The 15,325-nt window shown below is 45.3% G+C and carries 9 protein-coding genes and 1 tRNA gene; 2 read left to right on the forward strand and 8 right to left on the reverse strand.

Features of this window, described 5'->3' with window-relative positions; translation table 11 throughout:
- Positions 1–230: 230 nt before the first annotated feature.
- The gene (locus LYNGBM3L_RS34195) at positions 231–5,459 is read left to right on the forward strand and encodes a PAS domain S-box protein (protein ID WP_131827111.1); all 5,229 of its coding nucleotides are present in this window, start codon (positions 231–233) and stop codon (positions 5,457–5,459) included.
- Between the two features lie 174 nt (positions 5,460–5,633).
- Here LYNGBM3L_RS34195 and ftsE read toward each other — a convergent pair whose 3' ends face one another.
- From ftsE to lpdA, 6 genes are all read right to left on the reverse strand, one after another.
- On the reverse strand, positions 5,634–6,305 hold the full coding sequence (ftsE, locus tag LYNGBM3L_RS22305; RefSeq protein WP_009149044.1) for a cell division ATP-binding protein FtsE: 672 nt from the start codon (positions 6,303–6,305) through the stop codon (positions 5,634–5,636).
- Between the two features lie 242 nt (positions 6,306–6,547).
- Entirely contained in the window at positions 6,548–7,327 is a 780-nt protein-coding gene (locus LYNGBM3L_RS22310) for a WecB/TagA/CpsF family glycosyltransferase (protein WP_044494355.1), read from the reverse strand.
- A 517-nt stretch (positions 7,328–7,844) separates the two neighbouring features.
- Complete coding sequence (locus tag LYNGBM3L_RS22320; RefSeq protein ID WP_009149052.1) at positions 7,845–8,999, reverse strand: pyridoxal-phosphate-dependent aminotransferase family protein; 1,155 nt, start codon at positions 8,997–8,999, stop codon at positions 7,845–7,847.
- 411 nt (positions 9,000–9,410) lie between these two features.
- Positions 9,411–9,695 (reverse strand): DUF5340 domain-containing protein, encoded by a 285-nt coding sequence (locus LYNGBM3L_RS22325; protein WP_009149053.1) that lies wholly within the window; start codon positions 9,693–9,695, stop codon positions 9,411–9,413.
- 66 nt (positions 9,696–9,761) lie between these two features.
- Positions 9,762–10,649 (reverse strand): indole-3-glycerol phosphate synthase TrpC, encoded by an 888-nt coding sequence (trpC, locus tag LYNGBM3L_RS22330; RefSeq protein ID WP_009149054.1) that lies wholly within the window; start codon positions 10,647–10,649, stop codon positions 9,762–9,764.
- A gap of 140 nt (positions 10,650–10,789) precedes the next feature.
- A complete protein-coding gene (gene lpdA / locus LYNGBM3L_RS22335; protein WP_009149057.1) occupies positions 10,790–12,220 on the reverse strand; it encodes a dihydrolipoyl dehydrogenase in 1,431 nt (476 codons plus the stop codon).
- Between the two features lie 634 nt (positions 12,221–12,854).
- Here lpdA and LYNGBM3L_RS22340 point away from each other — a divergent pair.
- Positions 12,855–13,391 (forward strand): jacalin-like lectin, encoded by a 537-nt coding sequence (locus LYNGBM3L_RS22340; RefSeq protein ID WP_009149063.1) that lies wholly within the window; start codon positions 12,855–12,857, stop codon positions 13,389–13,391.
- Positions 13,392–14,238: 847 nt separating this feature from the next.
- Here the strand turns inward: LYNGBM3L_RS22340 and LYNGBM3L_RS22345 are convergent.
- A complete protein-coding gene (locus LYNGBM3L_RS22345; protein ID WP_009149067.1) occupies positions 14,239–15,018 on the reverse strand; it encodes a TrmH family RNA methyltransferase in 780 nt (259 codons plus the stop codon).
- A 17-nt stretch (positions 15,019–15,035) separates the two neighbouring features.
- Positions 15,036–15,119 (reverse strand) — tRNA-Leu (locus LYNGBM3L_RS22350).
- Positions 15,120–15,325 lie beyond the last annotated feature (206 nt).

Raw genomic sequence — 15,325 nt, forward strand, 5'->3', positions numbered from 1 at the left:
AATCTCTGCAATTACAATTACCAAGTTTTAAATTTGGTGCTTTCTGATTCAACCAATAGATTAGATTCGGTAAATTTCAGGATATAGCTATAGTAAAAATCCGTATTTATACGGTAAATTAATTTATCAAAATTGTGTAAATTCAATACATCTATTCAGAATTACAAGACAATTTTCGTAATAAATATATCGAAATGGCCCCTAGAGGGTCTGGGAGATAATATCTCGGTATGCCCTACTCAATGGTTTTTGTCTGGCTAAATTTTATCATAAAAACTGTTCCAATTAGCGATACAGATAGAGCAATGAGTGGTATCTATGACCTACAGTTAGTTGTTCTATCCATTGCTATCGCCTCGATTGTGACCTATAGGGTGCTGATTTTAGCTGGACAAGTAAAAACCTCACAAAAGCCTACCCGTAAAGGTTGGCTGATTGGTGGGGCAATGATCATGGGAGTTGGGATTTGGTCAATACACTTTTTGGGAATGCTAGCATTCCGGTTTCCGATCCCCATCACTTATGATACGCCCATGGTACTGCTTTCTTACTGGGTAGCAGTGCTAATCTCTGGTGCCGTACTCTATAGTGTCAGCCCCATCACCAACCTCAGACAGTTAATGGTGGGCAGTGTGGTAATGGGATTAGCGATCGCATCCGTACCCTACCTGCTGATCGCTGCCATGGGAATACCAGGGCTCATTCACTACAACCTCCTTTTAGTTGCCCTATCCGTTGTTATAGCCAGCTTGACATCCTTTTTCATCTTGTGGCTATCTTTTGATGTGGGGGTAGGAACCGGAAAATTCCTTCATGGGTGGAAGCTTTGCTGGGCAGTGCTCCTGGGATTAGCCATTACCGCTGTAAACTATACAACCATGATGGCAGCCAAGTTCACCGTTACTCCACCATTAGACACTGGGTTTTCTCCGACATTAAATACTTCGGTAGTAACAAGCACCATAGGGATAACTAACCTAATCATCTTCAGCCTCACCTTACTTGCCTCATATTACGAGCAGAAAACGAGTAAAGCACTGCAAGCTCTTAGACAAGAAGCATTGCAAGAGAGCGAAAGGCTATTCCGGATGGTGATTCGAGAAATGCAGGTCGGGGTATTGCTATTCGAGGCAAAAACCGAATTCATGCTCTTTAATCAAGCGGCTCTCGATATATTGGGCTTCACCGAAAGTGAATTGTTGGATAAAAGTCCTTTTGGTTCGGATTGGACTATCATTCACGAAGACACCACTCCATTCCCCACCGAAAGTCGTCCCATCCAACAGGCAATTAGCACCCGTAGACTGGTAAGAAACGTGGTAATGGGTGTCCATAATCAAGCTACTGAAGATTGGGTATGGTTACTAGTGAATGCCGATCCCCAGGTGGGGGTGGATGGGTTAGTAGAGCAAGTCATTTGTACCTTTAGTGATATCACCAATCGCAAGCGAGCCGAGGAAGCGCTGCGGCAAGCTGAAGCGAATTACCGTAGCATCTTTGAGAATTCAGTAGAGGGCATCTATCAGATTACACCGGATGGACGCTTTATTAGTGCCAATCCAGCCTTAGCGCGAATTTATGGCTATTCTTCTCCAGAAGAACTAGTGGAGTCGATTACGAACGTTTCAAAGCAAATTTACGTGGACACTGAGGCTCGTAACGAGTTTACTAACTTGCTAGCGGACAATGGCGCTTTATCATCCATTGAGGCTCAGGCTTATCGCAAAGATGGTAGTGTAATCTCGATTTTGGAAAATGTGCGCCCTGTCCGAGACACTAATGGGAATTTGCTCTACTACGAAGGCTCTGTGGAAGACATTACCGAACGCAAGCGAGTTGAACTCGCCTTGCTGGAGAGAGAGGAGCAGTATCGGTCAGTGGTGGAAAATGTGCAAGAGGTTATTTTCCAAACCGATGGGGTTGGGGTATTGACCTTTCTCAATCCAACTTGGACAGAAATGACGGGCTTTTCTGTAGCAGATAGCATTGGTACTAACTTTATTGATTATCTCCATCCTGATGACCGTCAAACTAACATAGAACTGTTTCAATCTCTAATTACCCAAAAACAGGAGTATTATCAGCAGGAACTAAGGTATATTACCAAGGATGGCGGCTCGGGCTGGCTCGAAATTCATGCGCAATTAACCCTAGATCCTGACAGTAATATCACAGGTACCTCTGGTACTATCCGAGATATTACAAATCGTAAATTAACCGAGTCACATCTGAAAGAAAGTGAGAGACAACTGCGTCAAGTTATTGATTTAGTGCCTCATTTCATTTACGCCAAGAACCGAGATGGAGAGTTTCTTCTAGCCAACAAAGCAGTTGCGGAAGCTTATGGTACGACAGTAGATGATTTACTATACCATCGGGATGAAGATTTTGCTCAATCCTTCCTAAAATCCTTCGAGTTTAGAGAGGCGGATTTGCAGGTATTGGAGAGTGGAGAACCGACACACCTTCCAGAAGAGACGATCATCTATCCTGATGGAGAAAAGCTTATCATCCAAACTACCAAAATTCCCTTCTCCTTAGCAATTGCCCACATGCCAGCGGTATTAAGCGTATCGATTGATATATCTGAGCAAAAGCAAGCCGAGGAAGCATTACACCAGCAACTGACTCGTGTGATGCTACTCAAACAGGTGACCCAAGAAATCCGCCAAAGTTTAAAGACTAAACAAATTTTTCAGACCACCGCCACACAAATTGGTCAAGTGTTTCAGGTGAACCGTTGCACCATTCATACCTATGTTTCCCAACCTTATCCTCGCATTCCTACAGTTGCTGAGTATTTAGAAAAGGGTTATCTATCGATACTGGATTTAGAAATTCCGATTCTGGGGAATCCTCATTTAGAGCAGTTGTTAGTCCAAGACCGAGCCATCAGTTCCCCTAATGTTTACGAAGACCCCCTTCTGAAACCGATGATCCCAATAAGTCGGCAGATTGGAGTCAAATCCATGTTGGTAATTCGTACTTCCTATCAGGGGGAACCGAATGGTGTGATTGGAATACATCAGTGTGATGAATTTCGTCAGTGGAGTCTGGATGAAATTGAGTTACTCGAAGCCGTCGCTGACCAAGTAGGGATTGCTATTGCTCAGGCTCACCTGCTTGAGCAAGAAACCCGCCAACGAGAGCAATTGACTGAGCAAAATTTCGCCCTAGAGCAAGCTAGAAGAACTGCCGAAGCGGCCACTCAGGCAAAAAGCGAATTTCTGGCAACCATGAGCCATGAAATCCGCACTCCTATGAATGCCGTGATTGGCATGACGGGTTTGCTACTGGATACAGACCTAACCTCCCAGCAACGAGACTTTGTGGAAACTATCCGCAATAGTGGGGATAGTTTACTCACCATCATTAATGATATTCTCGATTTTTCAAAAATTGAATCTGGAAAGCTGGAGTTAGAAGAACAACCGTTTAATCTGATCACTTGCATTGAGGAATCCTTAGATTTGTTGGCGGCAAAAGCAGCTGAGAAAAAATTGGAGTTAGCCTATCTATTCCATCCCAACACTCCACCCATGATTGTGGGAGATGTGACTCGGCTGCGCCAAATTCTAGTCAATTTGTTGGGGAATGCGATTAAATTTACCCATATCGGGGAAGTGTTAGTTTCTGTAACTGCCCGAGAACTTAGCATAGGGGAATTGGTTGATGGCAAAGAAACAGAACACAGTAATACTGCTAACTACTCCTACCCGTTGGCCTCTGCTCCTGACTACGGAAAACATTACTCTTTGAGTTTCCCTACTCTAGCCAATGGAAAGGACTACACTCTACAAGGAGGATTTGACCAGACGGGCTATATCAACGGGGTCAGGGGAGCTAAAGGAACACAGAACAATACCAGAGACAACACGAGAGTATTTTCACCGCCTCACCCCCAGATTTCTTCCCGCAACCCTCACACTGCCAGATTTCGTTCCGCCTCTACTCAATCTTCGATCTACGAAATCCAATTTGTGGTCAAGGATACTGGGATTGGCATTCCTGAGGATCGGATCGACCGCCTCTTCCAGTCCTTCTCTCAGGTGGATTCCTCCACATCTCGCCAATATGGAGGCACAGGTCTTGGTTTGGCCATTTGTCAACGGCTCACCACCATGATGGGTGGGAAAATTTGGGTAGAAAGTCAAGTTGGTCAAGGCTCTAAATTTTATTTCACTGTATTGGCTAAACAGCCTGATCCGATCGAGGAACCTAAGCTGCCAGTATCTCAGCCATTGTTAGAAGGAAAGCGGCTGTTGATTGTAGATGATAGTGCGACCAACCGCACGATTATCTCCGAGCAAGCTAAGTCTTGGGGTATGCTTACCCAGACAGCAGCATCAGGTAGAGAAGCTCTCGATTGGCTCAGTCAGGGGGATAAATTTGACATTGCCATTCTGGATGGGTATATGCCTGAGATGGATGGTTTTACCCTAGCAACGAAAATCCGCCAGCAGTCTGAGGGTCAAGCCTTGCCCTTGGTAATGCTGAGCTCAATGAATCAATCAGATACAAAGCATCATCAGAGTCAGCTAGATATTGCAGCTGTCTTAAACAAGCCTATTAAGCAATCTCAGCTTCACGATGTTTTGACCCAGGTGATGAGCGGACAGCCGATCAAGATTAAGCGAACACCTGCTCAACACCTAAAACTTGACACCGAAATGGCTCAAAAGCATCCTTTGCGGATTTTGTTGGCTGAAGATAATATCGTTAACCAGCAGTTAGCCCTGCAATTGTTGAAACGGATGGGTTACCGGGCTGATGTCGCGGGGAATGGATTAGAAGTACTCCAAGCTCTTAGTCGTCAGCCCTATGACTTGGTTTTGATGGATGTCCAGATGCCGGAAATGGATGGCTTAACTGCGACGCAACGCATTTGTGAACAATGGCCAGCTCATTTACGCCCCTGGATTATTGCCATGACTGCTAATGCCATGGAAGGGGATCGAGAAATGTGCCTGAGTGCAGGAATGGATGATTACATTAGCAAGCCTATCCAGGTACCAGAGTTAGTCCGTGCCTTGAGTCAATGTCCGCACTATCGTCAACCTTCCAACCCAGTAGTAGCTGATCAAGCTGTTGACTTTTCGGTTTTGCAATCCTTGATCGACAGTATCGGAGAACGGGGGGCCGAATGCTTGCTTGGTTTGATTGAAATTTACTTAAAAGATACTCCGAGGTTAGTGCAAAACATGGCTCAAGCAATTAGTGAAGAAGAGCCAAAAGCCATGGAAATTGCGGCTCACACATTAAAGTCTAGTAGCGCTACCCTAGGGGGTATAAATCTCTCCAAACTGTGTCACGAACTGGAAAGTCTGGGCAGGTCGGAAACCATCACTGGAGCAGCGGAAATTTTTGCGCAGCTTGAGTCTGAATACCAACAACTCAGAGTAGGACTGACTAAGAGTGCTAAGAAAATTGAAGAACAATCCTTGAGTCCAGTGCTCTAATAGACCTCTTGCAAAAGTCTTTTTAGAATAGTGTTTGCGTCAATTATTGTCCACTGTTTCCTGTTACCATATCCGCTGTTACCGACAACTGCCGCGAAGTCTAATGTATAATTAAAAATTATGGGGTAAGGTTAGGGAAACCAGCAAACAAATCGTAATCGTAAACTATTGCTTCTAAAAAGGACAAGACAAACGTCCTTCTCGCAGCTGTACTACTGGCTGATTGGAGATTCTGACTAAGTTTTCATCATGAGTTGTGACAATAACTGTAGTGCCTAGGTGATTGAGTTTCCTGAGAATGTTTAATACCTGCCAAGAATTGTCGGGATCGAGGTTACCTGTTGGTTCATCAGCTAATATCAAGGGCGGTGTACTAACAATGGCACGAGCCAGGCTTACCCGTTGTTGTTCTCCTCCTGAAAGTTGCTCTGGAAAACAGTTGGCTTTGTGTTGCAAACCGACTAATTTAAGGGTTGGTGTTAGGCGTCGCTTAATTTCTTTGCGAGTGAAACTCTGTGCCCACAGAACAAAAGCGATATTCTCTGACACAGTTCGCTTGGGAATTAGTTTGTAGTCCTGAAAAACAATCCCCAGGCGACGGCGTAGGAATGACAAGCGATCGCCTCGTAATTGCCCAACATTGAATTGATCGACAAATACTTTCCCTTGGGTGGGGCGCTGTTCACCATAGAGTAACTTTAGCAATGTGGATTTACCAGCACCAGAAGGCCCTGTGATAAATAAAAAGTCTCCTGACTTGACTTCTAGATTGACGTTAAACAAACCTCGGTTGTTGGGATAGGTTGTTGTTACTCCTTGTAATTTGATTATCGCTTTCTGGGTCATTAGGGATTAGGGAAAGATAGGGAAGTGTGGGAGGTGTGGGAGGTGTGGGGAGATGGGGAGATCCGGAGATGGGGAGATCGGGAGTCAGATGAACAACTGGCCTTCCACGGGGCTAATAAGCTGCGGACGCAAGCTTGAGCACACAGCCGATCCCCATTAGCGATCGCATAAAAACAATACGAAACAATACTAATGGTGCGAACTAATCCTTTGAGGTCTATTGATCAGGGATAGGGATTAGGTTATGCCAACCTTTGACCTAAGGCTTTGAGAGCAAACTGAGGGAAAACCATTATTCTTTGAGCTAAGGCTTTGAGAGCAAACTGAGGCAGAACCATCATTCGCCGCCAACGGTGGGGTTCTTGATACAACCGATATAACCATTCAAGATTATTGTTCCGGAACCAGGCTGGCGCACGGGTTTTAGCCCCTGACCAGATATCAAAGCTACCACCAACACCAATCCAAGTGGATTGGGGACACAGGTGGCGATTCTGGGCAATCCAAAATTCTTGACGTGGTACACCTAAGCCGACTAATATGATTTTGGGCTGCTGTTGTTTTAAGGTCAGCTTTAATTCTTCCTCTGCTTCTGCACTGAGGTAGCCATGACTAATTCCTGCGATCGCTAATTTTGGAACTCTCTTCTGCCAAACCCTAGCTGTTTTTTGGACTACATCAGGGGCTGCCCCATAGAAGAACACTGGGCAAGATTCTCCGTATTGTCCAGCCTTGACCAGTAAAGACTGAGCTAGTTCAATTCCTGGACAGCGCTGCTTTTTTTTTCCGTGGAGTCGTAAGTAAAATATAATACCTGCCCCATCAGGAATCACTAGTTCTGCCTGCTTGATAACGGCAGCTAGCTCAGGGTTGCGCTCTCCCTGGATTGCCATTTCAGCATTTAGAGTTACCACATGACTACCTAGACCTTTGGTGAGACGATCATCTAAGTAATGACTATAGTTGTCTAAAAGGTGAACGGGTAACCCCAAGACAGGAAATTGTTCAGCTGTTTCAAACATTGGCTTTTGCATACCCTCACATCACCCATGTATTTTATTCTACGTAAGACCAGTTAAACCCTTCGGCTCTTCCGAACTTGTTATGGTAATTGGAATTTAACTGATGCTGAAATCATTACTGGGCATTGCTTTGAGAGTTAAAAAACTTTTGATCAAGTCAAATTTTTTTTCCCAGTCAGGGCATAACAGATTTGGGCGGTTATTTAGGATGATCTCTTATGGCAGAGCCAAAACTTCTTTAATTAACTCCTTAGGATTTCGTACTGATCAGGAAAACTTGGGAATTGGGTTGGGAATTGGGTATGTGATTGGGTCCTAATTGAGAATTGGGATTTGATGGTGCTGTTGAACTCAATTAGGAATTATTCCCCCATCCTTGCTGAACTTAGGTGGCGGAAGTTTCATTAACAATTAAAAACACTATTAGGAGTTGTTCGCGTAGCGTGGCCGTAGGCCAACGGTTGACCTTTTAGCGCAGAACAGAGTCAACCGTCAACCGTCAACCATAAACTGTTAATCAGCTCTTAGCAAAGACACTAGCAGCAGCAGCAATACCTGCTCCTGGTGTCATGGATTGGTGTCCTAATTCCTGAAGGGTGGCTTCGAGAGCACCAATGACAGTAAGAATATCTTGCTCACTGACAAAACCTAAGTGACCAATGCGGAATATTTTTCCTTTATAGTTGTCTTGTCCCCCAGCTAGAGCAATGTTATAGCGTTTTTTCATCACAGAACGGATTTGTTCGGACTCTACTGATGTGGGAATCACTGCAGTTGCGGCTGGGCTAGCATACTCATCAGAACCAAACAAAGGTAATGATAGGGCTTTGACGGCGGCACGAGTTGCTTCCATCAGACGCTGGTGACGGGAAAATATTGATTCTAACCCTTCTCTTTTCATCATGCCCAGTGCAGTTTGTAGGGCAATGACTAGGTTCACTGGCGGGGTAAAGGGATTGCTGTTTTTAGCAGTAGATTTCTTGTAAGTCCCCAAATCTAGGTAAAACTTGGGCAGGGTAGCCGTTTTGTAGGCTTCCCAAGCTTTAGGACTAACACTGACAAATCCTAGTCCTGGGGGAATCATGTATCCCTTCTGGGAACCAGAGCCTACTACATCGAGACCCCACTCATCAATGGGTACATTGACTGCTCCAAGACTGGTAACTGCGTCAACAATAATTAGGGCTTCCCCGTGGTCTTTGACGTAACGATTTATGGTTTCTAAGTCGTTGAGAACGCCAGTAGAGGTTTCAGAGTGGGTGACGATTACGGCTTTGATTTGCTTTTCGGTATCAGCTTCTAGCTTTTCGCGAAACTGCTCCGGATCTAAGGGCTTACCCCACTCGGCGGTAATGGTGTCCACTTCCAGACCAAAAGCAGTACTGATTTTTCCCCAACGATCGCCAAATTTACCATTAGAACCAACTAAAACGCGATCGCCTGCACTGAGGAAGTTAATAATGCCAGCTTCCATGACTCCGGTACCGCTAGCGGTTACAGTCAAGACATCATTTTTGGTCTGGTGTAGCCATTTGAGGTTTTCATTGACCTCTGCCATGATTTCGCTAAATTCGGGACTACGGTGTCCGATCGGGTGTTTGGCCATGGCCAGTAATACTTGTTCTGGTACTGGCGTCGGGCCAGGAATCATTAGTTTGAGCTTGTCTTCCATCTGTAGTTAGTCTTGGTATCTAGGGTTGTTGTGATCTGATGATTGGTTAGTTACTCTGAAGTGACCGATTAAGTCTTGGATCTTACCGGACAAAACCGGAAATTCAAGGTTAATTTAGGGGTTAATTTGGCGTTTCACCACCGGAGCATGGGAGCGGTTATCCCCACCCATGCTTACACGACCAACCCAGCCGCGCTAGATTTAAACTTGCCTTCAAGTCTTTGTATATTGACACCCTGCAGTTAGGACACTCTTTAGTTCGGAGCCATAGCGAGCATGTGTTATTGATGCCGACAGTGGGAGTAACGCTCCTCAGGAGTAGGTAACAATCTCAAAATATATTGGCTCAAATGAGATACTCTGACTAAATTTCTTAGTTTTTTTTTATGAAGTTGACAATTTGTTGACTATTTAATGGGGGAGTCTTCCTGCTGAATCCGGTAAACCATTTGTTGAATCATGGGCATCCAACTTGACGCTGTTGAGAGACCAGCGATACTCCATGGGCAAGTTGGCTCGCTGACAGCTTTGTTCTAATTGCTTCTGTTGAGCTCGGGCTTTACGCAGAGTACTGATCAATTCATGAACCTGCTCTCGCAATTGGGGGTTTTGACTGGTAGCAAATGCTGTTTGGCGCTCTAGCAGTTGGAGCAGCAGTTCGTAGTGAATATAAGATGGAAGGGGAATTGGATCCATGAAATTTGCTGTACCTCGGTGAGTCTGAGTCTGCCATCACAATTGACTATTTTTTTGGGCTATGGGTCACTGATGGCTAAACAAGCTGGCAATAGCAACTGCTGGGTCTGGCTGTTTTACCAATGACTCACCAATCAGGACGGCTGTGGCTCCGGCAGATGCTACCTGATCAAGGTGAGCGTTGGTATGAAGCCCTGATTCACTGACTACCAGAATGCCACGTTCGAGTAGTTGGTTACCCCTTGCTGCTAGTATTTGACAGGTTGTTTGTAAATCGACGGAAAAATCTTCCAAGTTACGATTGTTTATACCTACTAGGGTAACGCCATCGAGAGATAATACTCGATCTAATTCAGATTGGGTATGGACTTCGATCAAGGGGGTGATCGACAGAGTCTTAGCAATTTTGATAAAGTATTGCAGGTCTTGATCGGAAAGGATGGCTGCAATCAATAAAACTGCATCTGCTCCGTGACTACGAGCCATGTACATTTGGTAGGGATAGATGATGAACTCCTTACACAGCAAAGGCATGTCTACAGCAGCACGAACTTTTGCCAGGTTTTCCCAACTACCCTGAAAGAATTTTTGATCGGTCAGCACTGAGATCGCACTAGCACCACCTTGGCAGTATGACTGAGCAATGGCTACTGGGTCAAAATCTTCTCGAATAACCCCCTTGCTAGGAGATGCTTTTTTGATTTCTGCAATCAGGGCAGGGCTAGTCTTTCCTGATTTTAGGGCTGCTAGAAAGTCTCGGGGGGGTGGTGCTGTTTGTACTCCCTTGCGCAACTCCACTAGGGGCAGACTTTCCCGCATCTGGTCAATTTCTTTCTCTTTGTGCCAGACAATTTCTTCGAGAATATGGTGGGGTTTATCGTCTGGTAATGCAACTTGATAGTGCAGGGTTTGGATTTTAACTGCTGGATTAGGTGGGCGTCGGCGAATTTGCATCAGTAGTTTTATATAGTCCGTGTTTGGCGTCAGTCCCTCAGTGCGTCAGTCTCTCAGTGCGTCAGTCCCTCAGTGCGTCAGTCCCTCAGTGCGTCAGTTTCATAATCCTTTGTTAATTAGCAATTAACAAAGGATTATGACTAATGAGTTACAGCTCGTTTGTAAGCTTCGTCGAGTACTTCTGAGAGAGTGGGGTGAGCATGGACTAGGTAGGCGAGGGAGTTGACGGATTGTCTGTTTGCGATCGCATTTGAGGCTTCGTGAATTAAGTCGGAGGCGTGGATACCTAGGATGTGGACTCCTAGCACTTCCCCGGTATCTTTACGGTAGATCACTTTCGCTACCCCATCTGCTTCTCCTTCTGCGATCGCTTTAGAATTCCCCTTAAAGTAAGATCTTACAACGGATACTTCAAAGCCTTCTTCGGAGGCCAATTGTTTGGCTTGTGGTTCGCTCAGGCCGACGTAGCTGATTTCTGGATGGGTAAAGGCGGCTGCGGGTATGCTGCGATAGTCTACGGTGCGCTGACGTCCACAGATATTCTCTACTGCGACAATACCTTGAGCGGATGCGGCATGGGCTAACATCATTTTCCCAGTGGCATCACCAATTGCCCAAAGATGGGGCACGGGTTCCCCTGCTGAAAGTACTGCCATGGTGTCATCTACGGGAATAAAACCGCGCCGGTTTGTTTCCACACCTACGGCATCTAGTCCTAGGTCTTTGGTGGCGGGAATCCGACCTGTAGCGACCAGACAAGCATCGACTTCGAGCACATCGACTACTTCCTTAGTTTTGGCATCTGCTAGTTCAATTACCACAGGGGAACCGGGAGTTACTTTCATCGCTAGCACCCCAGTGTGGGTTTCAATGTCCCGAGGTTTGATCAGTATTCGTGTGGCTAGTTTGGCAATATCAGGGTCAAAGGTTGGCATCAGGTTGTCTAGGGCTTCGATCATGGTGATTTCACATCCTAGTGCTGTGTAGACATCGGCAAACTCTAGACCAATGTAACCACTGCCCACGATTGCTACCCAATCTGGCAGCCATTCTAGTTTTATGGCATCATCACTGGTAAATACGGTTTTGCCATCAATCTCAATTCCTGGGGGTACAAAGGGAATTGAACCAGCGGATATCATAATGTCTTTAGCTGTGATCGTTTTTTCACCATTGTCTGTAACAACGGTTACTTTTTGATTACTAGCAACTTTACCCCAGCCTTTGATAATATCCACACCCAAGCGTTTTAGGCTGTTGGTCAGGTCACCACGAATTTTACTGACTAGATTGCTGGCATGATTTGCGATCGCATTTCGGTCAAACTCAACCCCAGCTACTTTAATCCCAAGGGCATTGAGATGATGAGCGTCCTGTAGCTCTCGCACTCTACCTGATGCGGCTAATAGAGCTTTAGAAGGGATGCAGCCCCGGTTGACACAAGTTCCGCCCATGTCAGCGGCTTCAATAATAGCGGTTTTCAGACCACAGCTAACTGCGTGTAAGGCAGCACCATGACCCCCCACACCAGCACCGATAATCACTAAATCGTAATCAAAGTCTTGACTCACATCTATCTCCTGAGTTAGATTGGCTATGCTTCGTCCTTATTATTTTCAACTTGAGCAATCCACGATTGCAAGTGCCCAAGTATTAAGATTGGGAGGATGAAGTATGAAGTATCAAGGATCCCAAAGGGAATAGGGAACAGCGGATCTGGGAACAGCGGATCTGGGAACACGGAACACGGAACACGGAACACGGAACAGGGAACACGGAAAAACTCCTGTGTACCTCATTAGGCTAGAAACCGCTATAGAAAAAATTTTAGCTAGCCCCAATCCCTTAATTGTTATTAGTTACAGGTCATAACTATAGATTTTTTTCAACTTACTTAAGTTAGATGGGGTGCATGTCACTTATGCAGAGCATTTGTACTCAAGCTATCGCCCCTTCATCGCTCTTTTTTTATTGAACCATAAAACCCCGAATCTGTTTCCCCTCTTGCCTCTTGCCTCTTGCCTCTTGCCTCTTGCCTCTTGCCTCTTACCATTGAAATACTGAGCATATATTGAACCATCACCTGTCAAAAATAATATTTTTTTTATAACTATAAAATTTCCTTAAATAATTCAAGATTTTGGCTAACATACCTGCTAGATTCTGGAGGGTTACAAATCCTTTAAAAGATTGAGGTTTTAAGTAATGTTTAAGCGATTTTTTCAGTTGATTGGACTATTGGCTGCAGTAGTCTTGCTGAGCACAACACTAGGGGTTTCTCCTGCCCAAGCCCAAGTTATTGATGGCCCTGTAGGACGGACAACCACTGAATTTTATAATTTCCCTGAGGCCAGAACATTAGGTCCAATTACTGAAATCACCGTTCATCACGGCTTTATTATTGATGGCTTTAAGGTAAGTTATGCCAATGGAAAATCATTTCAGAATGGGGGTACTGGTGGCGGAGAGACCACCATTTCTTTTAGTGCAGATGATCCATTAGTAGAAGTAGATGGTTACGTTGCCGACTATTCATATGCTGGCAACAAACCCTTAATTGCCCAATTAACATTTAAGACTCTTAAGGGCAAGAGCTATGGTCCGTTTGGTACTATGCAAGCAACATCAAACCGAAAGCCATTCACCTTGAAAGCTGCCCAACCCACCATTCAATCATTCTTCGGCAGCGCCAGTGGCTATCTCACCTCTTTGGGAGTCTATATCGACACCGGGTGTGAATAAACTGGGGATAGTTATCATCCGTATTCCCATCTTGTTGGGTAACCGGGGATAGTTCTTAATAAACCCTACTTTATTGTTCTTGTTGATAAGGCAATTTATAAAAATAGTGTTTTTGGAATTCCAAGAACACTATTTTTTATAAAAATCATAAAATTAGATGTAGATGCCTTTAAAGTAAGGTGGTTTAACTAAGCTGGTTGAGTTTTGTGTAAGCTATCAGCTATCAGGTATCAGGTATCAGGTATCAGGTATCAGGTATCAGGTATCAGCTATAGCAGTCGCCAGGGTAATTAGGACATGACAAAAGTCTCAAACTACAGTATGGCAAGAGTTTAACTTCTGACTTCTGACTTCTGACTTCTGACTTCTGCTATATCAGCTATCAGCTTTTGAATAAAACAGGTAAGCATCGGTTTAATCTGAGTTACATCTTTTGTAAGCATTCAGCTATCAGCCAAAGGCCTTTGGCCACGCTTGGCGAACAGCTATCAGCTTATGGGCAAGCTACACCGAACAGCTTTTGAATAAGCGATGCAGCTTCGGAACAGGGGGTTTCCCCCACTCGCGCTTTGCATTAAGACAACAGCTAAGCATTCGTTTAATAGTCACGAAAGTCACAGCGCTTGTGGCCTGTGCCACAAAGCTGACGGCTGAATGCTGACAGCTGAATGCTTACTTTTAAATAAAACAGGTAAACATTGGAATAATGCTGAGTTACCTCCCAGCCTCGAAGCCTGTGCCACAAAGCTGACCACTGACGGCTGACGGCTGACGGCTGACAGCTGACGGCTGACGGCTGACAGTTTTGTCAGTCAACCAGCCCACCTCAGACTGAGACTAAATACTTTCAAAAACGTTGCCGTTTAGCTTCGTACAACATCAAGGCAGCAGCAATGGCTACATTTAAGGATTCTACTCCTGGCATCAGGGGAATATTCACTTGCTGATCTGCTGTTTTTACCAAGTCTTCCCTAAGTCCAGCTGCTTCATTGCCCAGGAGTATTAAGCTAGGACAGCGCCAATCTATGTCCCAGTAACTGACCTTAGCATCTGGTACTGTGGCCACTACTTGTATCCCTTGAGCTTGAGCTTGAGCTACGAGGGTGGGCAAATGGGGGGTAACTGCCATGGGCAGACGGAACCACTGACCGACTGAGGCTCGCAATACTTTAGGATTATCTAGCTCTACACTATCGGAACTTAGCCACAATCCTTCCGCACCAGCGGCTACCGCAGTTCTAATGATTGTTCCAAGATTTCCTGGGTCTTGTATGGTTTCTAGAGCCAGCCCTAGGGAGAGGGAATTGAGGGGTTTCGGGGAAAGGGGAAGACGGGTTGCTGTGGCTACTACTCCATCTGGCTCAACTGTAGTAGCGATCGCTTTTAGTACAGACTGACTTACCACTTCCACTCTTTGAGACCGAACGGAAGCATCTTGGGATAGTTGTGGATGAGCTTCAAGCCATTCTGATGTATAGCAGAGGGTGACTAGGGGATAATCTACGGCACAGGCTTCTGCCAACAGGTGGGTTCCCTCCAACAGAAATAGGTCTTGCTGCCGACGTCCTTTGACTCTGTGCAGCTTCCGAATTTCCTTGACTAGGGGATTCTTGGTGCTTGTGAGCATACCAGTTTGGTTAATTATGCGGAACCCGGGACTTGAACCCGGAAGTCCTTGCGAACACTAGAACCTGAATCTAGCGCGTCTACCAATTCCGCCAGTTCCGCGTTTGTTGGCGCTATAGCAATCGTTGGTGATTCCGAGAGTGGTCAGTCCTGAGTCATAACTGTCACGGTTTAGGATTCAACTTAGGGTTGCTATGGGGGTTGCTCTATTAGCTCACCGGTTTTTTAGTATACAGCATTTACTGCTATTGTGGACAAGTTTGTTGTCGATAGCCGCAACGCCTGAAAATTTACCGGTTTACATTGCC

It is taken from the genome of Moorena producens 3L (genome assembly GCF_000211815.1).
GTDB lineage: Bacteria > Cyanobacteriota > Cyanobacteriia > Cyanobacteriales > Coleofasciculaceae > Moorena > Moorena producens.

Coding starts and splice junctions, on each gene's coding strand:
- LYNGBM3L_RS34195 (WP_131827111.1), top strand. CDS start 231: ATGCCCTACTCAATGGTTTTTGTCTGGCTAAATTTTATCATAAAAACT.
- ftsE (WP_009149044.1), bottom strand. CDS start 6,305: ATGACCCAGAAAGCGATAATCAAATTACAAGGAGTAACAACAACCTAT.
- LYNGBM3L_RS22310 (WP_044494355.1), bottom strand. CDS start 7,327: ATGTTTGAAACAGCTGAACAATTTCCTGTCTTGGGGTTACCCGTTCAC.
- LYNGBM3L_RS22320 (WP_009149052.1), bottom strand. CDS start 8,999: ATGGAAGACAAGCTCAAACTAATGATTCCTGGCCCGACGCCAGTACCA.
- LYNGBM3L_RS22325 (WP_009149053.1), bottom strand. CDS start 9,695: ATGGATCCAATTCCCCTTCCATCTTATATTCACTACGAACTGCTGCTC.
- trpC (WP_009149054.1), bottom strand. CDS start 10,649: ATGCAAATTCGCCGACGCCCACCTAATCCAGCAGTTAAAATCCAAACC.
- LYNGBM3L_RS22340 (WP_009149063.1), top strand. CDS start 12,855: ATGTTTAAGCGATTTTTTCAGTTGATTGGACTATTGGCTGCAGTAGTC.
- LYNGBM3L_RS22345 (WP_009149067.1), bottom strand. CDS start 15,018: ATGCTCACAAGCACCAAGAATCCCCTAGTCAAGGAAATTCGGAAGCTG.